The sequence below is a fragment of the Bacillus sp. FSL W7-1582 genome (assembly GCF_038593325.1).
Classification (GTDB): Bacteria; Bacillota; Bacilli; order Bacillales; family Bacillaceae; genus Bacillus; species Bacillus altitudinis.
The window spans coordinates 458,104-479,863 of the sequence record NZ_CP151987.1; the positions used below are offsets into that span (position 1 = coordinate 458,104).

19 protein-coding genes are annotated in these 21,760 nt (G+C 43.0%); 9 read left to right on the plus strand and 10 right to left on the minus strand.

Annotation, left to right across the window (positions count from 1 at the left end; genetic code table 11):
- Positions 1 to 72: 72 nt before the first annotated feature.
- The 5 genes from NSQ11_RS02235 to NSQ11_RS02255 form a co-directional block, all read right to left on the minus strand.
- Positions 73 to 918 (minus strand): GAF domain-containing protein, encoded by an 846-nt coding sequence (locus tag NSQ11_RS02235; RefSeq protein ID WP_007498153.1) that lies wholly within the window; start codon positions 916 to 918, stop codon positions 73 to 75.
- A gap of 152 nt (positions 919 to 1,070) precedes the next feature.
- Positions 1,071 to 2,447 carry an aspartate kinase gene (locus tag NSQ11_RS02240; RefSeq protein ID WP_212357584.1) on the minus strand — a complete coding sequence of 459 codons (1,377 nt, stop codon included), beginning with the start codon at positions 2,445 to 2,447 and terminating at the stop codon, positions 1,071 to 1,073.
- Between the two features lie 174 nt (positions 2,448 to 2,621).
- Positions 2,622 to 4,055 carry an MDR family MFS transporter gene (locus tag NSQ11_RS02245; protein ID WP_342501237.1) on the minus strand — a complete coding sequence of 478 codons (1,434 nt, stop codon included), beginning with the start codon at positions 4,053 to 4,055 and terminating at the stop codon, positions 2,622 to 2,624.
- 16 nt (positions 4,056 to 4,071) lie between these two features.
- Positions 4,072 to 4,938 (minus strand): TetR/AcrR family transcriptional regulator, encoded by an 867-nt coding sequence (locus NSQ11_RS02250; protein WP_224559208.1) that lies wholly within the window; start codon positions 4,936 to 4,938, stop codon positions 4,072 to 4,074.
- Between the two features lie 138 nt (positions 4,939 to 5,076).
- Positions 5,077 to 5,451 (minus strand): hypothetical protein, encoded by a 375-nt coding sequence (locus NSQ11_RS02255; protein ID WP_019743157.1) that lies wholly within the window; start codon positions 5,449 to 5,451, stop codon positions 5,077 to 5,079.
- Between the two features lie 123 nt (positions 5,452 to 5,574).
- Between NSQ11_RS02255 and NSQ11_RS02260 the strand changes: the two genes are divergently transcribed.
- Complete coding sequence (locus NSQ11_RS02260) at positions 5,575 to 5,886, plus strand: metalloregulator ArsR/SmtB family transcription factor (protein ID WP_007498144.1); 312 nt, start codon at positions 5,575 to 5,577, stop codon at positions 5,884 to 5,886.
- An 81-nt stretch (positions 5,887 to 5,967) separates the two neighbouring features.
- Here the strand turns inward: NSQ11_RS02260 and NSQ11_RS02265 are convergent, their stop codons facing one another.
- Positions 5,968 to 6,519, minus strand: coding sequence for a DUF4865 family protein (locus NSQ11_RS02265; protein ID WP_050826950.1), 552 nt, complete (start codon positions 6,517 to 6,519; stop codon positions 5,968 to 5,970).
- Between the two features lie 99 nt (positions 6,520 to 6,618).
- Here NSQ11_RS02265 and NSQ11_RS02270 point away from each other — a divergent pair, with 99 nt between their 5' ends.
- Positions 6,619 to 7,350, plus strand: a complete 732-nt coding sequence (locus NSQ11_RS02270; protein ID WP_050826951.1) for a LysR family transcriptional regulator — start codon at positions 6,619 to 6,621, stop codon at positions 7,348 to 7,350.
- Positions 7,351 to 7,416: 66 nt separating this feature from the next.
- On the opposite strand, the gene NSQ11_RS02275 is transcribed toward NSQ11_RS02270, so the two are convergent.
- The gene (locus NSQ11_RS02275) at positions 7,417 to 8,841 is read right to left on the minus strand and encodes a PLP-dependent aminotransferase family protein (protein WP_050826952.1); all 1,425 of its coding nucleotides are present in this window, start codon (positions 8,839 to 8,841) and stop codon (positions 7,417 to 7,419) included.
- A 108-nt stretch (positions 8,842 to 8,949) separates the two neighbouring features.
- Between NSQ11_RS02275 and gabT the strand changes: the two genes are divergently transcribed.
- Genes gabT through NSQ11_RS02290 form a run of 3 tightly spaced genes read left to right on the plus strand, consistent with a single transcriptional unit; the run spans position 8,950 to position 13,045 of the window.
- Positions 8,950 to 10,266: a 4-aminobutyrate--2-oxoglutarate transaminase gene (gabT, locus tag NSQ11_RS02280; protein ID WP_035390451.1), complete on the plus strand. Its 1,317-nt coding sequence runs from the start codon at positions 8,950 to 8,952 to the stop codon at positions 10,264 to 10,266.
- 21 nt (positions 10,267 to 10,287) lie between these two features.
- Positions 10,288 to 11,676 (plus strand): APC family permease, encoded by a 1,389-nt coding sequence (locus NSQ11_RS02285; RefSeq protein WP_017358512.1) that lies wholly within the window; start codon positions 10,288 to 10,290, stop codon positions 11,674 to 11,676.
- On the plus strand, positions 11,651 to 13,045 hold the full coding sequence (locus NSQ11_RS02290; RefSeq protein ID WP_007498133.1) for an NAD-dependent succinate-semialdehyde dehydrogenase: 1,395 nt from the start codon (positions 11,651 to 11,653) through the stop codon (positions 13,043 to 13,045). The genes NSQ11_RS02285 and NSQ11_RS02290 overlap by 26 nt, the downstream gene beginning before the upstream one ends.
- A 248-nt stretch (positions 13,046 to 13,293) precedes the next feature.
- Here NSQ11_RS02290 and NSQ11_RS02295 read toward each other — a convergent pair whose 3' ends face one another.
- From NSQ11_RS02295 to NSQ11_RS02305, 3 genes are all read right to left on the minus strand, one after another.
- On the minus strand, positions 13,294 to 13,890 hold the full coding sequence (locus NSQ11_RS02295; RefSeq protein ID WP_007498130.1) for an NAD(P)H-dependent oxidoreductase: 597 nt from the start codon (positions 13,888 to 13,890) through the stop codon (positions 13,294 to 13,296).
- A gap of 130 nt (positions 13,891 to 14,020) precedes the next feature.
- The gene (locus NSQ11_RS02300) at positions 14,021 to 14,635 is read right to left on the minus strand and encodes a DUF1775 domain-containing protein (protein WP_342501238.1); all 615 of its coding nucleotides are present in this window, start codon (positions 14,633 to 14,635) and stop codon (positions 14,021 to 14,023) included.
- A gap of 16 nt (positions 14,636 to 14,651) precedes the next feature.
- Positions 14,652 to 16,286: a copper resistance protein CopC gene (locus NSQ11_RS02305; protein WP_025206754.1), complete on the minus strand. Its 1,635-nt coding sequence runs from the start codon at positions 16,284 to 16,286 to the stop codon at positions 14,652 to 14,654.
- A gap of 505 nt (positions 16,287 to 16,791) precedes the next feature.
- Here NSQ11_RS02305 and NSQ11_RS02310 point away from each other — a divergent pair.
- The 4 genes from NSQ11_RS02310 (at position 16,792) to NSQ11_RS02325 (ending at position 21,733) form a co-directional block, all read left to right on the plus strand.
- Positions 16,792 to 18,234 (plus strand): PTS mannitol transporter subunit IICB, encoded by a 1,443-nt coding sequence (locus tag NSQ11_RS02310; protein ID WP_007498124.1) that lies wholly within the window; start codon positions 16,792 to 16,794, stop codon positions 18,232 to 18,234.
- Between the two features lie 95 nt (positions 18,235 to 18,329).
- On the plus strand, positions 18,330 to 18,764 hold the full coding sequence (locus NSQ11_RS02315) for a PTS sugar transporter subunit IIA (RefSeq protein WP_019743148.1): 435 nt from the start codon (positions 18,330 to 18,332) through the stop codon (positions 18,762 to 18,764).
- A 1-nt stretch (position 18,765) separates the two neighbouring features.
- Complete coding sequence (locus NSQ11_RS02320; protein WP_342501239.1) at positions 18,766 to 19,887, plus strand: mannitol-1-phosphate 5-dehydrogenase; 1,122 nt, start codon at positions 18,766 to 18,768, stop codon at positions 19,885 to 19,887.
- A 97-nt stretch (positions 19,888 to 19,984) separates the two neighbouring features.
- Positions 19,985 to 21,733 carry a methyl-accepting chemotaxis protein gene (locus tag NSQ11_RS02325; RefSeq protein WP_116307430.1) on the plus strand — a complete coding sequence of 583 codons (1,749 nt, stop codon included), beginning with the start codon at positions 19,985 to 19,987 and terminating at the stop codon, positions 21,731 to 21,733.
- The last annotated feature ends 27 nt before the right edge of the window (positions 21,734 to 21,760 follow it).

The window sequence follows — 21,760 nt, forward strand, 5'->3', positions numbered from 1 at the left end:
AAAGGTTTTCTATCACGCTGAAAAGAAGAAAAAGGGCTAAACTCGGTTTAGCCCTTTTTGGTGTATCATCACTTATTCTGTTTTGGAGAACGTTAGGCCGATATGAGCAAGTGCCTGCGGTAAATCCTTACGAATGGTGATGTCTTTAAATGAAATATTCGATTGAATCGCATTTAGCGCAAGGTCTTGCTTTATTCCTGTTAAAACAGCTGAAATGCCTAAAAGTCTTAACGTTTGCGCATAGCTGACCAAGTATTGAATGCTTTGTTCATTGAGTCGTTTTGTCCCTGAAACATCAATGACCAAATGAGAGAGCGACAGCCTGTAGCTTTCCTGTAAAATGGTTTCTAAAATATGCTGCGCACGTGTCTCTTCGATATCACCAAGAAGAGGGAGCACGGCGACACCGTCAACAACAGGTACGATCGGTACAGATAATTGCTGAATCTGCCGATTGGCCTGGTCGAGTTCTAAGACGTAACTCAACAAAGATGCCATCGTTTCAAACATATGAACATGCTCTTCTGTAAATTGCTGCGGCCTTAGATCAAGTCCACAAATGGTTCCATAGTTCGTACCATCAGTAAAATCGATGGGAACCCCAATAAATGAGCCACCTTGCAGCTGTTTCGTGACGTCTAAGTTTTTTGAACGCTCGTCCAAGCGGATATCAGGGATCAACAGCGTATCGCGATGATCGACCGCCAGCTTGCAAAATGTCTTCTCGTAAGGATTTTCTTCCCCTTCTTCAAGAAGCTGCTCGTCATGATTTAGCACCTTCACAATCTGATTGGTGTTTTGATCATTTTTAGCAATAAACAGTGTATTCACATGAATGAATTGACTCATCATGTTTAAAATACTTGTAGAAGCATCATGAAAATTGCGAAACTGTTTTAATAGTTGTTGACGAGGCATGGATTAGGACTCCTTGTAGCTCCGATCAATGGCCGGAACAATAGTTGATTTGTCTCTATCATACAAAATCAAACGAGAAATAGATATACTTTAATGCGCAAATCGTGCGAGATCAAAAAGACTGCCGATCCGGAGATCTGACAGTCTGCTGATTAAATGGAGACAGGCACCGTGGACATAGAGAAAAATTCCTCATATAAGGCTTGAACGGCTTCTTTTTCTTGAGCCGCTTTGACGCCAAACATCATGCTCACCTCTGAAGAGCCTTGGTTGATCATTTCAATATTCACTTTGGCTTTTGACAGCGCTTTTGCCGCTCTTGCTGTTGTACCAACATTATGACGCATCGCTTCTCCTACGACCATAATAAGCGAGAGGTTCCGCTCTAGAACCACTTCATCTGCATCAAGTACAAGCTTTAATCGGTCTAAAAGCTCTTGTTCAATCTGCTGCTCCTCCAGCTGATCCTGTCTTAAAATAATGGTCATATCATCAATGCCAGAAGGCACGTGTTCATACGTAAGGCCATATTCCTCTAACGTTTGCAACACCTTACGTCCAAAGCCCACTTCTCGGTTCATCAAATACTTGGAGATATAAATACTGCAAAATCCATTGTCTGATGCGATTCCCACAACAGGGCCATTCGTATGATCCCGTTGATTTACAATTCTCGTGCCTTTGGCCGTTGGATTATTGGTGTTCTTAATCTGAACAGGAATGCCTGCCCGAAAGGCTGGAATAAGTGCTTCATCATGAAATACAGAAAAACCCGCATAGGACAATTCACGCATTTCACGGTACGTCAGCTCTGTGATTTCCTTTGGTTCATGAACGATTGTTGGATTGACGGCGTAGACTGCATCCACATCCGTAAAGTTTTCATACACATCTGCCTTCAGTCCATTTGCCAAAATGGAACCGGTAATGTCTGATCCACTGCGGGAAAAAGTGACGATATCACCCGCTAGACTAAAACCGAAAAAGCCAGGGAACACAATGATGCCAGAGCGTTCTCTTAATTTGTACAAATGATCATACGATTCTGGAAGGACTTGCGCTTGACCAGGCTCGTCGCTGACAAATAGACCGGCTTCTTTTGGATTCACATAGTGCGCTTCGACGCCTTGATGCTGAAAGTAGGCTGCAATCAGCTTTGCGTTATTATCTTCACCGCTTGCTTTAATCGCATCAAGATAACGCTCAGGATGAGAAGAATCAGCCTGTAATAACGTGTTTACATCTTGCCGGATGGTGTCAATAATGTCATGACCTAACCCCAGCTCATCCGCAATCGATGCATATCGCTCGATGACAGCTTCTTGTAAATCGTGTGCTTCACCTAAACGTAAATATTGTTCACCGCAGCTAATTAATAGATCGGTGACCTTCGTATCCGTTGAATGCCGTTTTCCTGGTGCGGAAACAACGACTGCTTTTCGAGCTGGATCTGCTGTGACAATGTCAAATACCTTTTGCAGCTGCTTGCCAGAAGCAAGAGAACTGCCACCAAATTTAACGACCTTCAATGCATACATCTCCTATAGTAAAAATTTTCTCACAAATTGAATAGTTTCTATTATCAACTCTTTTCTTCAAATTATCAAGGTTTTTCTTCTCTATATGAACAAATGTGTTTTCTGAGAGGACGATGTATGTAAATATATGAAAAAAGAGCCGGCGATATGCCGAGCTCTTTGTCTTTATGAAGAAGAGGACGAAGAAGATAACTCCTGCTTCATCACTTTGTTTTTACGTTTTTCTTTTAAGAAGAATGAAAGGACGAGTCCAATGACCGCAATAGCACCAGACACGATAAATGACGTATTCATGCCATGAACGGCTGACTTCATTGGATCGGATAATGCTGCATTGGCAGCAGAGCTGCTCATAATGGAGACAAGCACAGCCGTCCCGATAGAGCCGCCCATTTGTCTCATCGTATTATTCATTGCTGTCCCGTGCGGAATCAAATGCGGTGGTAAAGAGTTAATACCGGCTGTTGTCAGCGGCATCATGATCATCCCAACCCCGATTAAGCGAAGTGTGTAGGCCACTGTAATGAGGGCAATCGATGAATTAAGGTTCAGCATCATAAATGGCAGGGAAGTGACAGCTAATATCGTAAACCCGCCTAGAGCCAGCCCTTTACCGCCTACTTTGTCAAAAATTCGTCCGATAATCGGTGATAGGAATCCCATAAAGAGAGCCCCTGGCAATAAGATCAGCCCTGTATCAAGGGCAGATAACCCTCTGACATTCTGCGTATAGAGCGGCAGAATCGTCTCTGTTCCAATCAGCAAAGCAAAGACGAACATACCGAGGAAGGTCGTTAAGCTAAAAATCGCAAACTTAAAGACGCCAAACTCAAGCATCGGTCTTTTCAAATTCGACTGACGCAGGATAAAGAAGAACAAGCTCACAGCGCCGACAATGAGTGAAATCAGAACGGTCGCACTCGTCCAGCCATACGTTCCGACACTTGAAAATCCGTACAGCAGTCCGCCAAATCCGAAGGAAGACAGGATCACCGATAAGACATCGATACGAGTGTCTCTTTGCTGTGTGACATTTTTCATTAAGAAGAAAGCAAGAATGAGATCAATAATACCGATTGGAAGAACAATATAGAATAAGAACTTCCAGCTAAAGGAATCGACAATCCAGCCGCCAAGTGTTGGTCCAAGCGCCGGTGCGAATGAAATCACTAGTCCGACCATACCCATGGCTTGCCCGCGTTTTTCTTTTGGGAAAATGGTTAAAAAGATCGTTTGCATGAGCGGCATCAAAATCCCTGCGCCAGCTGCCTGGACGATACGTGCTGCAAGTAGCACCGGAAAATTCGTGGCGAACGAAGCAAGAATGGTACCTGCTGTAAAAATGCTAAGAGCCGTTAAGACTAAAGAACGGCTTGAAAATTTCTCAATTAAAAAGGCCGTAATTGGGATGAGAATCCCGTTTGTCAGCATAAAGGCTGTGGTCAGCCATTGGCCTTTACTGACATCAATATTGAACTCTTCCATGATATGCGGGATCGCTGGAATGAGAAGCGTTTGGTTTAAGATCGCAACGAACGCCCCAACGAGGAAAATCCCAACAATCACAGACCGGTTATACGATGTTGTTGATTGGTTCATATTATCCCTTCTTTATCTATAAAATAATGCTTTTCAGCTGTGACACGTTTTGAGATAAAACGCTGTGTTTGCCTAAATAATCAAGCAATGAGCTGATTAAAAAGGTTCTCGGTTGGTCCTTTGACAGTTCTTGACTCAGCAGTTCAAACGCAGAGAGGAGATCGTCCTTTTCTTCTCCGTTTGATAGTGTGTGAAGCTCTTGTTTCATCTTTGTTAAGTACGAGATGACAAGCTTTTCTTCATCATATTCTTCCTGTGTGGAAAGCAAATAAGAGTCCATCAGCTGATCTGTTAGCACAGGCTCAATGGAGCAAGGCTTTATTGATACACGGTCCATCACACCGATGATCATTTCGGCGGCATTTTCTAATTGGATGTTCTTGTGCTCAATCGCCAACATCAAGATGAATTCTCTCATTAATCCGTTGAGGACAATCACAAGATCCCACACATAAGGCGCAACAGATTCACCATATGTGCTTAAAATGATGTCTCTGTGCCGCTGCATGATAATGGAGCGTGTCTCACGTAAATGCTTAATGACGATGGGCGAATGCTGTGAAAAAGCTTCAAAGGACAGCATATTCAAAAATTTATGATTCTCTTTAAACTCTTCAAGCTCAAGCTTAATTTTTTTTGTGAATTTTTCCTTTTTGGACAGCGTCGTTTCGGAATGAATGATCTGAGAAATCTCTCTCATTTTGCGCTGATTGTATTTAATCAGTTCCAATAGAAGAGCTTCCTTTGAATCAAACAGTTTATAAATAGACGCTTTTGATATTTTGCAGGCATCAGCAATTGACTGCATGGAGACACTCATATAGCCTTTTTGAGAAAATAATTTCTTCGATACCCGCAAAATCTCTTCTTGCTTTTCGTTCATCTTCATAAGTCCTTTCCGAATCGGCAAAACCATATGGTCACAATGGAAACCGAGTGGTCACTTTTGCTATGATAACAAAACCAATGGCACATGACAAGAAAATGAACTTAAAAAAATACCTGCCCCAATGACAGGTATTTATCCTTCCGCATGTGCGGCATATATGTGGATTTGTCCGTTACGTTCGATGATCAAAAGGTCTTTCCGCTCCTTGACAGAGTAAATAGGTGTTCCTTTTTTCAACCGAGAAGCTGTTCCATGTTCAAAATGTTTGGCAGCTGTTTTCTGAATGACACCTACTTGCTGGTGTTTTGTTACATTTAATGATTTTGTCCAATCTATGTTTGTTTCATAGATCGTTTCTTCCCATTGAAATAAATCTGCCTGTGGATCGAGAGTTAATAACTCTTCTGCACTAGGTGGTTTTGACTCAAATTGCTGAACAGATTGGCAGGCGCATAAGCTCGTTGCCAATAAGAGCATGAATAAGCAAGTCCATATTGTCCGTGTCAAATAAGGTTCTTCCCTTCAAAATAGTGTCTATGAGTCATAGTCGTTTCCATAGGTTGTCGCGTTACAATGTCATAGGCGAGTAACGAGATTGTATGTTAGAACAAAATACGATACATTTATCGTATGAATAATCCAAATCATCCAACCCAAGAAAACATGAGACTCATTTCTGTGCTGCAAGCATTGGCTGACCCTGTTCGGCTGGAGATTGTCCGCTGCTTAGCAGAAGCGGGTGAGAGGACATGTGGTACGTATCATATGAACATTGCCAAATCCACGCTGTCGCATCACTTTAAAGTACTAAGAGAAGCAGGCATCGTGAAAGTGAGAATTGACGGGAAGCACCGTTACTACTCTCTCAGAAAGGACGACATTGATACCGCTTTTCCAGGCCTCTTGTCATCCGTATTAGCTGTAGACAAGGAGCGGTGGTAAGAGAATCTTGCATCAACAAATGACAAATCCCCAAGGCATTGTAACCTTGGGGATTTGTGATGCGTCTCGTGTAAAACGGAATTAGGCCATTGAATGATCCATAGACAGATGGACAATGTCATAAATGTGAATCTGCTGCTCTATATTCTCTGGTAATGAGTCCAGAAAAGAATATTTGACGCATTTCCATTTATCGGGGTTATATACGATGACTTCACCCTTATTATTGTTAAAATGGGAAAAGAGATGGGCGATATCTAGATTTTCAAGGCAATCAGTAGGATGAATCGTCACATACTCTTCAAGAACGAATGTGCTACGATGAAAATCATCTGTTAAATGAACGGAATATGTGATGCCAATATTGATTTGTTTCCAGCCAAAAGAACGTAAAATATGATCAAATGACCCCTTAAACACAAAATCCGTCATGCCCTCAGATTGTTTCCAAATATACAATGGGCAATAGCCATTGTGTAAACTTCTATGTTTGTCTTTTTCAGTGATCAAATAAGCTTTAAATAATAAATCCTGATATCCATCTGTTTTCCATCCATTGTTTCGTACTCTTTTTCTAATGATATTCATATCATAATCCGCAGGCAGATCCACATGATATTGCATGGCATGCATAGAAACACTCCCTTTCAATAGCCATCATAATCGACTTCAAACCAGTTGAATAATACATATTTGTGTTATTGTTATCACAAAAAGTGATAGGTGATCATGATGAATATAAATGATTTGATTATTTTTATAGAGGTGTATCAAAAAGAATCGATTAATCAAGCGGCTAAAGCTTTAGGGTATGCGCAATCCAATATTTCTCAAAGAATCAAAGCGCTTGAAACTTTATATGATGCAACATTTTTTATCCGGCATCATCATGGAATCAGTTCAACAGGACAGGGGGATTTATTTTATCAATACGCTCAAAAAATCGTAAAAGAAACGAAGGACATTCAACAAAAATTGACTTCAAAGAAAAAGACCGTTTTATGCTCTGAACTTCTATTTAACGTTTTATATGAGCAGCATGTTTTAGAGGATATTCAAGCCACTGATTTTATCATTGCTTCATCAAGTACGATCAACAAAAAGTTAACAGAGGATGTGTATGATCAAATTATTTCTTTTAATCAAATGGAAAAAGCGGAATATCAATTAAAAGAGGTAAAGAGCTTGGCATTGAACGTATATGGAAAATCCAAAGAGATATACGATGATGATGTTTCATTGGTCGTGAATCGTGATCAGCTTTGCCCATTAAGACATGAGGCCAGACGTATGCTGGGTGATCGAACCCTATTTGAGTTAGATTCGTTTGAAGGAATGATCAAAATCGTTGAACAGGGAGATGGTATTGCGTTACTGCCAACCAACTTGAAAAGCCTTCAAACACTCGTGAAATTGCTAGAAAAAAATATTCACATCAACTATTACGTTTATGAAAGAATGTGATCGTAACACTCCTCTGTCGGTTTAGTCCCGTCAAAGGAGCGCCACGATTCATCTACATGAGCTGTTTCATTTCCCATAAATCGAGTCATACAGGCGTCTCACCGCTGGCTTAATATCCTCTGGCCGCATATGAGAGAAACCGAGGACGAGTGGGACAAAGCCTTCTTTGTGACCAGGCACATGCTCATCAAGGGTAAAACGGTCCATCCCGTACATTTTCAGCTTTCGGTCTTTGGCACGTTGTAAAATCTCATGCTGCGTCCGATCTGAGCGGAATTCTGCGATAAAATGCAGCCCTGCATTTTCCCCGATAATTCGTACGTTGTCACGAAAGACAGTGTCAAGCTCCCCAATGAGCTGTTTTCGTTTTTCCTCATATAGCCCATTCATTCTTTTAATATGCCGCTGATAGGCGCCATCTTTTATAAAATAAAGAAGGGTGTATTGTGTAAAAAGATTGGCCGTTTGAATAAAAAAGTGCTGTTCTTCTTTATAGCGTCTTAATAAATGCTGCGGCAGCACCATGTAGCTGATCCTCAAGCCGGGCAGCAAAGATTTCGAAAAGGTCCCCATATAAATGACTTTGTCATAGCGATCAAGGCTTTGTAGCGCCGGTATGCTGTCTGTGCCGTACTTAAATTCACTGTCATAATCGTCCTCAATGATATAGCGGTCTGGCTGATCAGCTGCCCAGTTTAATAGCTGTATCCGCCTAGAAATCGGCATGATCACCCCTGTTGGGAACTGATGAGAAGGCGTAATGATCAACACATTTGGCTCTTTCTTCTGGATATCGCTCATCCGCACCCCTTTTTGATCAATGCCAATCGTTTCAATCCGGTGATGATTGTTTTTCAGCATTTGATACAGTCTGCGGTAGCCGGGGTTTTCTAATCCATATATTTGATCAGCTGGAAGGATGCTAGATAACGAATGAATGAGCGACTGTGTACCTGCACTTAAAATGAGCTGTTCAGGGTAGCATTTGACCCCTCGTGCAAGTCCAATCAGCCGGGCAATCGTTTCCCGCAGCTCATAGACGCCTTGTGGGTGCGGCAGCTCACCAAAGGCGTCTTGGTGGAGATGAATCGCTTTTTGCTCACTTTTCAGCCAGCTTTTAAAAGGAAAATTGGCTGTATCAACAGAAATATGTGAAAAGGAATACCAGTCATCTCGCTCAATCGGATTTTCCTTTAAATCTGCTGGAAGGGAAGAGGGTTTCAGTTGACCTGATTCATGAAATGTTTCCAGTGATTCCACAAAAAAGCCTTTCCGTTCAACTGAATATAAATATCCCTCGGCAAGCAGCTGCTGATAGGCGCCATTCACTGAATTGACGCTGACGTTTAAAGTATCTGCTAACTCTCGTTTAGATGGTAATTGATCGTGTGGTTGCAGGTTACGGTTTAAAATTTCCTCTTTAATTTTTGTATAAATTTGATGATAAATAAATCCGTTTTCCCCTGTTTGATCTAGTTGAATTGTCAGCATCTCGTCATTCCATCCTCTCTGGTACCATGAAAAAAATGATATTGGTACTTTCTATCATACCAAAAAATATTCAGAATAATAAAAAAGACATAAAGGGGATGGATGACAATGAGTCAAACGACAACAAACCGTTTTTCAACAGAGGAATGGCAGGGGAAAAGAGATCAATACGTCGCAAGAGGCGTAAGTAATGGCAACCGTCATCTTGCAGCGAAAGGGAAGGGAGCCGAGCTTTTCGATATCGACGGCAATCGTTTTATCGATTTTGCAGGGGCCATCGGTACATTAAATGTAGGACACTCTCATCCAAAGGTTGTGGAAGCAGTCAAAGCGCAGGCAGACAGCCTGATTCACCCAGGATTTAATGTCATGATGTACGAATCCTATATCGAATTAGCAGAAAAGCTATGCCACCTTACACCAGGCGACCATGACAAAAAAGCCATTTTCTTAAATTCAGGTGCAGAAGCGGTTGAGAACGCAGTGAAAATTGCCCGTAAATATACGAAAAGACAAGCGGTTGTCTCATTTACAAGAGGGTTCCACGGAAGAACGAATATGACGATGAGCATGACAAGCAAGGTCAAGCCTTATAAATTTGGATTCGGCCCATTTGCATCAGAGGTCTATCAAGCGCCGTATCCTTATTACTATCAAAAACCTGAAGGATTAAGCGATGCAGCCTACGACGAATACATCATTGATCAGTTCAATCAATTCTTTGTCGCAACCGTTGCACCAGAAACGGTCGCTTGTGTGGTGATGGAGCCAGTCCAAGGGGAGGGCGGATTCATTGTACCATCGAAGCGTTTTGTCCAGCACGTCGCTTCATTCTGTCAGCAGCATGGAATCGTATTCGTGGCAGATGAAATCCAAACAGGATTTGCAAGAACAGGGAAATATTTTGCGATTGAGCACTACGATGTGGTGCCAGACTTAATTACTGTGTCAAAATCACTTGCAGCTGGCCTGCCGCTGAGCGGTGTTGTTGGCAGAAAAGAATTACTTGATGCAGCGGACCCAGGGGAGCTAGGAGGAACGTATGCTGGCAGTCCATTAGGCTGTGTGGCAGCTTTGGCTGTACTTGATATTATTGAAACAGAACAACTGAATGAACGATCTGAATACATTGGACAAGTCATTGAGGACAAAGCGAATGAGTGGAGAAGTAAGTACTCATTCATCGGGGAAGTCCGGCGATTAGGGGCAATGGCGGCCATTGAAATTGTGGAAGATCAAACAACGCGTACACCAGATAAGAAGACAGCCGCAGCGATTGCAGCCTATGCAAACAAGCACGGACTACTCTTATTAACGGCAGGGATCAATGGGAATATTATTCGCTTTTTAACACCACTTGTCATCACAGATGAGCTGCTGCAAGAAGGACTAGGGATTATCGAAGACGCCTTCACAGCACGCTAAACAACAAAGGGGGATGGTTGTATGCAAAAACAACAAATGGCTAAAACCATGTCGCAGTCAGACGTACTGTTTTTATCCATTGGTGCAATGCTTGGCTGGGGCTGGGTTGTACTTTCGGGAGATTGGATTTTAACAGCTGGATTTTTAGGAAGTGTGATTGCCTTTGTCATAGGGGGCATTCTCGTCATTTTTATTGGGCTAACGTATGCAGAGCTTTCCTCTGCGATTCCAGAAACAGGCGGAGGACTCGTCTTTGTCCAGCGGGCATTTGGGATCAAATCAGCGTTTGTCTCCGCATGGGGCGTATTGTTCGGTTATGTGTCCGTGATTACGTTTGAAGCTGTCGCACTTCCGACAGTCATTGACTATGTCATTCCAACACAGCATGTTGGTTTCCTATGGAATATAGGAGGATGGGATGTTTACTTTACATGGGTATTGATTGGATCTGGCGGTGCACTGTTTTTAACAGCTCTGAACTACATTGGCGCAAAGCCTGCTGCCATTTTTCAATCGGTGTTCACAGTGGCCATTATCCTGACAGGTTTTCTTCTATTAGGCGGAGCTACATTTAATGGAGATTTTGCAAACCTTGAGCCGATGTTTCAGGGCGGGGTTGGCGGTCTGATGGCTGTGTTAGTGATGATTCCCTTTTTATTCGTTGGGTTTGATGTCATCCCGCAGGTAGCGGCGGAGATTAACGCACCTAAGAAGATCATCGGGAGAATTTTGATTATCTCCATTGTGAGTGCGGTTGTATTTTATCTGCTCATTGTCTTTGGAGTAGCGGCAGGATTGTCAAAAGGTCAGCTTGAGGCTTCATCACTGGCAACAGCAGATGCCATGGTACAGCTTCTTGGTCATCAGGCGTTTGGGACTGTGCTTGTCATTGGTGGTGTAGCAGGCATTGTGACGAGCTGGAATGCATTTATCATTGGTGCAAGCCGTATCCTCTATGCAATGGCGGAAAGAGGCATGATTTCCAAATGGTTTGCGTATATTCATCCGAAGTATAAAACACCGACAAATGCCATTTTGTTCTTAGGTGCACTTGCATTTTTTGCACCATTACTAGGCCGACCTGCCCTCGTGTGGATTGTTAATGCAGGCGGTGTGGGCATCATCGTTGGGTATTTGATTGTGTCCATTGCCTTTATGAGACTTCGCAAGACAGAACCTGAGCTTGAGCGACCATACCGCATTAAATATTGGCGGACGACCGGCGTTTTAGCCATTGGACTGAGTTTCCTTTTTCTTTCATTTTATTTTCCAGGGATGCCGGCCTCCTTATCATGGCCAGCTGAATGGATTTTGCTTTTAGGTTGGGCACTCATTGGGTATATACTATATGTAATGAATCCAAGAACGAAGGAGAAGGTAGAGCATGACAAACGAACTCAAAGTGTATAATCCTGCAACCGGAGAAGAAATTGCCTCAGTTGCTCAGCATACAAAAGAACAGATTGAAGATGCGATCACTCGCTCACACAAAGCATTCAAAACATGGGCAAAAACGTCGGCCCATGAACGTGCAAATATCATTCGCAAATGGTTTGATCTCATGATCGAGCATAAAGAAAGACTTGCAAAAATCATCACAGAAGAAAACGGGAAGCCGTATCAAGAAGCATTAGGGGAAATCGTCTATGCCGCTGGATATATTGAGTGGTACGCAGAGGAAGCAAAGCGGATTTACGGTAGAACGATCCCATCTCATACGACAAACAAACGCCTATTTGTCACAAAACAGCCAGTCGGTCCTGTTGCGGCGATTACACCATGGAATTTCCCTGCGGCGATGATTACAAGAAAGGCAGCACCAGCGCTTGCGGCGGGCTGTACGTTTATCGTGAAACCTGCTGAAGACACGCCGCTTACGGCCATTGAGCTTGTCAAATTAGGCCATGAAGCCGGAATTCCAGAGGATGCCTTACAATGGGTGATTGGAGATGGAAAAGAAGTGGGGGAAATCTTCACAGATAGTCCATTGATCCGCAAGATCACATTTACTGGCTCAACACCAGTTGGAAAACATCTCATCAAAAACAGTGCGAGCACAGTGAAACACGTTTCTATGGAACTTGGCGGTCATGCCCCGCTGATCGTAGATAAGGACGCCAACCTTGAATTGGCTGTGAAACAAGCAGTGGCATCTAAATTCCGTAATGCAGGCCAGACGTGTGTTTGTGCCAATCGCTTAATCGTCCATGAAGAAATTCATGAAGCATTTGCGCAAAGCTTCAGCAAAGAAGTGGAAAAGCTGAAAGTAGGAAATGGGTTTGAGGAAGGCACGTCCATCGGACCGATTATCAATAAGCGAGGCTTCGATAAAATTGTCGACCAAATTCAAGATGCCGTGGATAAAGGGGCGAAAGTTCTTGTCGGCGGCGATACACATTTTGACGATGAGAAGTCGTATTATTTTGTTCAGCCGACGGTGCTAACTCATGTCGACCCTTCAATGAACATTATGCATGAAGAGACGTTTGGTCCAGTTGCACCCATTACGACATTTAGCACATTAGATGAAGCCATTGAATTAGCAAATGATACACCTTTTGGACTTGCGGCTTATTTCTTTACAGAGAATTACCGCAATGGTCTCTATATATCTGAGAATCTAGATTACGGGATTATTGGCTGGAATGACGGGGGACCATCCGCTGTGCAGGCACCTTTCGGCGGTATGAAAGAGAGCGGTATTGGTCGTGAAGGCGGCATCGAAGGCATCGAGCCTTATTTAGAAACGAAGTATGTGTCAATTGGTTTAGACGAATAACATGTGAAAAAGACTGTCCGAGAAGTCTCGGCAGTCTCAGCGTGTAGGCAAACCCTCGCATTCTTTGTCAGTCCTGCGTGCTGGTGCTCACGAATGTCAAATTCGCTCCGCTCCAGTACTCGTCCTTCCTAGGGCTGCAAAGGTTTTCTATCACGCTGAAAAGGAAGACAAAGGGCTAAAATCAAGTTCATTTTAGCCCTTTGTCAACAATCTGTGACTGTCCGAGAAGCCTCGGCAGTTTTTTTATGTTAAACAGCCGGTGGGAAAAGTTGATCCACCGTTTCTTTTGTTTCTTTGAGAATCTCGTGGATGTCGTCTGCAGATGCTTGTTCCATGCTGCTGAATAAGAGCCGTTCGACTGGCTGAACGCCGATCAGATCGAAGGCGGCTGTATCTGTCGTCATGTGATGGCTGGGGGTGATGATCATATTTGAATCAAGAAAGGTCCTCGGTGCATCATGCGTATTAATAATGACCCCTTTTTTGTCTCTAAGCAGATTTTTCACCACTCCGTTTTCATTGATCTCATACGCAAACCCCTCTGAAAAAACGCGCTCCACATAACCCTTTAGCATCGCCGGCAAGCCTGTCCACCATATTGGAAAGATAAACGTGAGGACATCAGCTTGTTGAATCAGCTTCTGCTCTCTTTGAACCGGTACCGGCACATGTCCGTTTCTCATGGCAACCTTTTCTGCTGTTGTCAGCTCTGGCGGAAAGCCAATGCTATACACATCACGAACCGTCACATCATGACCATTGTTCAAAAGAGTGCTTACAACAAGATCTAATAGGGTTTGATTTAAGCTTTGCTGGGGATGAGCAAATATGATTAGATGGTTCATCTCATAGCCTCCTAGGTGGTCATGTGTCTCATTATGGCATGCACGAGTATCCTATTCAATCCTATATTGGAAATGATAGGTTGGGAAAATAAAAAGCGACCGCTTGAAAAAACGATCGCTCATGTAAGGTTTATTTCTTTCTAAATGCAAGTCCAAGTGCAATTAATGCCACAACTAAGGCTGCAATGGACAGACCAAGAACAAGTGGTGAAGAAGAAGAAGAGGCTGTTTCAGATGCCTTTTCTTCTTTTGGTTTTTCTTGACCATGTGAATCCGTTACGGTATTAGACGCAACAATGTTTGTGATCGAATGAGGCTTATCAGCGTCCTTGTCGCCAGTCCATTCAACTACTGTTCCATCCTTATAATATTGATACGCATCCCATGCCGCTTCGCCGGCTTTTTCAGGGTTTTTTGCGACAAACACGAATTGCTGGAACTGGCCAGCAAGGACACCATCGCCAGTTGCTTCCCAAGTGACTCTTGTGACTTTTCCGTTTTTCTCTTCAGTTGTTGTTTTCCAGCCAGGCACTGGCTCGTATTGCTGGAATTCTACGCCTTTAGGCATCATGATGACAACCTTTGTTGTCGGACTGTCGCTTTCAGAAGGTACTTTTAACGTATAGGTTTCCCAAGCATTCGTTGCAGATGTATCAGGTTTGACTGTCACGTGTGCACTCACAGGAATCGCCAGTAAAAATGAAGCGAGAAGCATTGGTAATAAAGCTTTAACGTATTTTTTCATATGATATGAACTCCTTTTAGTTTCTTCTAATGAATGTCGTATCGATGTTGTCAAAAGAACCAGTTAATGCATGAATCTCAATTTTCCAAGTGCCTTTTTCATTTAGTAAGAGGTTTTCAGCCGAGAAGTGTCCATTCTTTAATCGTTTCAGCTGAAATTCGTTAGGCGTTTCATCACCGAACAAGGAGACTTTGTGGATCTTAGCTGTCACTGATTGAATGTCTGTGATCGTTTGTCCATCCTTCTTCGTAAATGCCACCTCGAACGTGTTTTTACCAGGAGCATTCGGGGTAATGCTCAAAGACACAAGGTCACGATGCTCCACCTGATTGGCTCCAAAGAATGGCTCTGGTGCAGGCGGCGGAGGGCTTGGGATATTGGTGAATACGGCTGTTAATAGTAAAATAGCGATCCCAATAATCCACTCTGCTCGTAAAGATACGTTTCGTTTCTGCTTCTTTTCCCATCTCAGCATCAAATAATGGACGAGCCCAAGTAGACCCATGATGATAAATAAACCAAGTTTGATTAAGAAGGTGCGTCCATAGGCTGATTGGAAAAGGGCATCAAATGATTGCAGAATAAAAATCGCATTCACAAACCCAGAAAACACAATCAGTCCAACTGAGAGCAGTGCCCACGGATGAAAAGCTGTCAGGGTGCTGCGTATGAGCGGCTGATCTTCATTCGGCAGTTTCTTCATCAAAAGAAGGACAATGGCTGTTAAGCCGCCGACCCAAATAGATGCAGAAATGAGATGAATGAAGTCAAGTGACGTTGTCAGTATTTTATTATCTGTTGCGGCTGGATGACCGATTTGTGCTTTTAGCCATAGGAGCACAGTGAAAATGAGCAGTGGAAACAGCCATACCCGGAAGGAAGTGAAGTTTCCTTTTTTCATCGCCACAATCGTCCAGATCGACAGTAGAACAAATGACGCCATTAGCATCATCCACAGACTCCCGCCCGAAGTCGACGCAATGGTTTCTTGTAAAAGTGATGGTTGAAATGCCCCTAAAAAGGACACGTCTGCCGCTGACTTAGTTTGAATCGGCAGCTGGAACAAGAGTGCTCCGCCCATCATGATCAATGAAACAGTTAAGAGTCGCTTCATTCGCCGAGCTAAAACGTCGGTTATGGCCGCTTTAAACCATAGAAGCCCAAATAAAATGGTTCCAAGAAATAAGCTAAATGACGTATACAGAAAGGCTTTGTCAATGGTTGAAGCCATATCGATGGATTCACTTGATTGTCCTTGATCTAATTGATCAAATCCTCCATCCGCTTTTCCGATACTAAACGGAATCATGCCAGACACAGAGTGCCCATCGGCTGATACCGCATTCCACTGAATGGTGTAAATGCCTTTTGGTAAATTCTTTTTTAAAGCTGCTTCCATGATCTTTTGCTCTTTGATGACCGTATCTCCTTGATCCACACGATCCCCTTTTGCATTGAACACCTTAATGGCATGAAATCCACTTTCGATCCCTTCACTAAAGGTGATCGAGACTGCAGGAGGCTGCTGATCCAGCTCTTCATTTGCTACTGGATTTGAGCTCACCACATATGCATGAGCAAATGCTTCTTTTGGCATGAAAAAGGAGAACATGAAGATGAGCAGCAGAAGCCACTTCCGATATTTCAACAATGTGAATAACCGCCTTTCTACCTATGAAAATGTCTCATGTATCAGAAAGAAAGCGGCAGTAAACTGTGAGTCACAGAAAAACCGCTCTTTCTATTGTACCGCCCACTCTAAAAGGTAAACGAAACAAATAGCAAGATGGTTCACTTTTTCTGTGTCATGTCTTGTCTGCGCAGACGTTTCTTGAATGTTTGATCAATATAAGCCTATTCGATTTAAGTAGAGGAAACAAGAAGTGACCATTTGAAAGTTGTGAAATTCCAATGAATTTTGCGCCAAAACAACAGTAGATTCAACTTTTACCCCGCTATCATCTATGGTATGCCGAGAAGTGTCACATCATTTTTCAATTTTGTCACACACTAAGTGACAAAGTGACATTTAGTTTCAATTGAAGGGAAAGTGAAAGCGTTTTACGATAGGTATAAGGGCTTCACTGACTCTTGTTCTTATATCTTTTGACCTATAAAGCCCGAAATAAAGGGAGAGAAGAAAGGGGTTTTCACAGATGCAGGAAAAAAGCGGATTCCGCGTGAAAGTACAGCGCTTTGGAAGCTATTTAAGCGGCATGATTATGCCGAATATTGGTGCATTTATTGCATGGGGACTCATTACAGCTTTGTTCATTCCAAGTGGTTATCTTCCGAATGAGCAATTAGCTACACTCGTTGGACCGATGATTAACTACTTACTGCCGCTCTTAATTGGTTACACAGGCGGTAAACTCGTCTATGACCATCGAGGCGGAGTGCTCGGTGCTACAGCTACGATTGGGGTCATTGTTGGCTCAGACATTCCAATGTTTTTAGGTGCCATGATCATGGGGCCGCTGGGCGGTTATCTTATTAAGAAAATCGACCAGCTGTTTAAAGACCGAATCAAATCTGGCTTTGAAATGCTTGTGAATAACTTTACGGCAGGTATCCTCGGTGCCATTCTTGTTGCCATTGCATTCTATGCTATCGGCCCAGTGGTACTAGGTCTGAATAAAGCCCTTGCGGCAGGTGTAGATATCATTGTCAATGCTCATTTACTACCGCTGGCAAGTATCTTCATTGAACCTGCAAAAGTATTATTCTTAAACAACGCGATTAACCAAGGTATTTTAGGTCCGTTAGGGGTCGAGCAAGCAGCGAAGACAGGGCAATCTGTTCTGTTCTTGCTTGAAACAAACCCAGGGCCAGGCTTAGGTGTTCTTCTTGCGTATATGTTCTTTGGAAGAGGAAATGCGAAACAGTCTGCACCAGGTGCCATTGTCATTCAGTTCTTAGGAGGAATCCATGAAATTTACTTCCCGTACATCTTAATGAAACCAAAACTCATTTTGGCTGTCATTGCAGGGGGAGCAAGTGGTGTCCTGACGTTCACATTATTAAATGCAGGATTAAAAGCTGTGCCGTCACCAGGAAGTATTATTGCGCTTATGCTGATGTCTCCAAAAGGCGGTCACCTTGCCGTTTTAGCAGGTGTTGTCGTAGCAGCTATCGTATCGTTCCTTGTCGCATCGGTCATTTTGAAAGCATCTAAAGAAGTTGACGAAGATTTAACAGCAGCAACAGAAAAGATGCAGGACATGAAAGGCAAGAAAAGTGCAGCAGCCGCTGCTCTTACGGCACAAAAAGAAGACGCTCAAGCAAACGAGCAAGCAGCATCTCCAAGTGATGTCAATCCAGATGACGTGAACAAAATCATCTTTGCCTGCGATGCAGGGATGGGTTCAAGTGCAATGGGTGCGTCCATTCTGAAAAACAAAGTGAAAAAGGCAGAGCTTGATATCGATGTGACAAACACTTCTATCAGCAACATCCCAGACGATGCGGATGTGGTCTTTACTCATAAAGATTTAACAGACAGAGCAAAGGCAAAGCTGCCAGGCGCTGTGCATATCTCAGTGGATAATTTCTTAAACAGCCCGAAATATGATGAGCTGATTGAGAAATTGAAAAAATAACATGACGAAACGGGTTGAGTCCAATTTTTCCTAATTGAACTCCCCGTTTTGGTTGTTTTCCTGATTTTTATTCTAAAAAAGGTGTGTGATCATGTATGAAACAAGTACTTTCTAAAGACAATATTTTTCTAAACGAACAAGCAGGTTCTAAAGAAGAAGCCATCAAAAAAGCAGGCGAAGTCCTCGTAGCAAACGGCTATGTCACAAGTGATTATGTCGACAAAATGTTTGAAAGAGAAGAGATTTCTTCTACATTTATGGGGAACGGCATTGCAATCCCTCATGGAACAGAGGATGCGAAAGCGGCTGTCCTTCATTCAGGGATTTCGATTATCCAAATTCCAGATGGTGTTGAATATGGTGAAGGAAATGTGGCGAAAGTCGTCTTTGGGATTGCTGGGAAAAACAACGAGCATCTTGATATTCTGTCTCAAATTGCGATTGTCTGTTCAGAAGAAGAAAATGTAGAACGGATCATTCATGCAAAGGATCAGGATGAACTGATCGCCATCTTTAACGAGGTGAACTAACATGAAGGCACTTCATTTTGGAGCAGGGAATATTGGCAGAGGGTTTATCGGATCTTTGTTAAAGGCATCAGGCTTTGAACTTGTCTTTACCGATGTGAATGAAGCGGTCATCAATGAGCTGAATGAAAGAGGAGAATACACGGTTGAACTCGCAGCACCAGGGCAGAAGCAAGAAATTGTCGGGCCCGTATCAGCGATCAATTCTTCGCAAAATCCAGCAGCATTAACAGAGGCGGTTGCCACAGCCAATTTGATTACAACAGCTGTTGGACCAGCCGTATTGAAGATCATTGCCTCATCGATTGCTGAAGGATTAAAACAAAAAAAGCCGGACCATATCATCAACATCGTGGCATGTGAAAATATGATTGGGGGAAGTGCTCATTTAAAAGAAGCGGTGTTCTCTCATTTAACAGCAGATGAGCAAGCAGCGATATCACAAACCGTTGGCTTTCCAAACGCTGCGGTTGACCGCATTGTTCCGATTCAGCACCATGAGGACATTCTCAAAGTGTCGGTTGAACCATTTTTCGAGTGGGTCATTGATGAGACGGGCTTTATTGGAGATGTTCCGCAAATTGACGGAGCGACCTTTGTCCAAGATTTGACGCCGTATATTGAACGGAAGCTTTTCACCGTCAATACAGGACATGCACTAGCGGCTTATGTCGGGTATCAGAAAGGCGTAAAAACCATTAAAGAAGCTGTTGATACACCAGACATTCGTCAAGTTGTCGAAGGTGCCCTTCATGAAACGGGCAGTTATTTAATTGACGCATATGGCTTCCGAAAAGAAGAACATGATGCGTATATTCAAAAAATCATCAAGCGATTTGAAAATGCGTTTATTTCCGATGAAGTGACTCGTGTCGCACGCTCTCCTCTTAGAAAGCTGGGAGCAGATGACCGTTTAATCGGTCCAGCGAAAAAGATCAAGCAGCCAGTGTACTTAATCAAAGGGATCGCTGCTGCTTTGGCTTACGACTTTGCAGAAGACGAAGAAGCGGTCCGCTTGCAGGCATTAAGGAAAGAAAAAGGCATTGAAGGTGTGCTTCAAGAGGTATGTGGACTCAAACCTGAAGACGATCTCTATCAAGACATCCTCAAAGAAACCGAGCGATAATCAAAAAATCCCTTTCTAACGTGAAAGGGATTTTTTCTATGACTTTTTTAATACTTTCCCCTGCATGACGATATATGTAGTAAGGGGGAATTAGAACATGAAAAAGAAAGCGTTTGCTTCAAGGAGTGTCTTTTTTCAATTGATGTCAGCCATTATCGTTATTACAATTTTAACAGGCGGACTTGTAGGAACAACGGGGTATTTTTTAGCGAAAAATGTCTTAATTGATGCAGGGAAAGCAGATTTAAAACACATCGTAAATGGAGCGATGGCCACTCTTGAACAATTGAACGACCGTGTGGAGAAAAAAGAACTGACGCTTGAACAGGCGCAGGAACAAGCCCGTATTTATTTGAACGGGCCTAAAAATGACGACGGCAAAGGGTATCAATTTCAAAAATCAGATTTTATCTATAAAAATAAAGGCTACCTTGTCGCATATGGAGCCGATTATTCATCACAGGTTCATCCGGTTAACGACATCGGCGTCATCCCAGATAACACGACAAATCGTCAAAAAATGGTCGCTGGCGCCACAGCAAAAGGCGAGGATGCACACTATATCACCTATATGGATAAAGACGATGCCACGGGGGAAGAAAAGCAAAAACTCGCTTATATGAACCAGTTTACACCGTGGAATTGGAGTATAGGAATCGCTGTATTTCAGGATGAATTTTATAAAGAACTAGAGCAGATGAAGCTCTATATTATTCTCATTACAGCAGGTGTCGCTCTTTTAAGTATGGGTGTCTTTTATTTGGCAGCCCGAGGAAAAGTGAGATTGCTTAAGCAAGTCACGGCTGCTTCAAAAGAAATTGCGGCAGGCAATCTTGAACGCACCAGCTTAAAAGAAACCTCGGATGAAATTGGGCAGTTGGCAAAAGGTTTTAATCATATGTCAGGAGAGCTTAGAGCACTTGTGAGCGGTTTGCAGGAAACGAGCAGCCAGCTCGTCGAATCTGCGACAGATCTATCCGCCATCTCTGAAGAAACATCCGCTAGCAGTGAAGAAATTGGCAGAGCGATTGGAGACATCTCAACAGGGACTCTTCATCAGGCATCAGACCTTGAGGTAGCCAATCAACAAATGACTCAGTTCAATCAATCCATTGAAAACGTCAAAGAAAAAAGCGACCAGATCAAACGAATTTCAGACCAGTCGAACCAATCTTCCCAGCAGGGTCAGCAAATTGTCCAGCAATTAAAACAATCAAATGAGCAATCCATTCAGGCATCTCAAGGCATTCGATCAGGGATTGAGCAGTTAAGTACAAAAGTACAAGATATTTCTCAAATCACAGATACCATTGAAAGCATTTCAAACGAAACGAACTTACTGGCACTGAATGCGAGCATTGAAGCAGCTCGTGCAGGAGAGCATGGCAAAGGATTCTCGGTTGTGGCGAGTGAAGTGCGGAATTTAGCTGAACAGACAAAGCAATCAGCTGTTCAAATACAGCAGATGATTCAAGGCATTAAAGAAGAAACGACGGCTACAGCTGGCATGATGTCCAAAACAATGGATCGTTTTGCCGAGCTTGATGAAGCGGTTCATGCAACAGAACAAGAATTCAATTCCATCTCTACATCGATTTCACAAACCATCGTTGAAACGAATGCGATGGCAAAAGAGCTGAATACATTACTGGAACAAAACGACCTCATCACAAAAGCGATGCATGGTGCAGCGCATATTTCTCAAGAAAATGCCGCAGCGATTGAAGAAATCACTGCATCTACAGACGAACAAGTCACCGCCATCTCCAATGTGGCGAAGGCAGCAGAAAGGCTCAATGAGCTAAGCATGCGATTGAATCAAGATATTGCACGTTATCGTTTATAAGGTATGGTCAAACGGACGTCGAAAAGT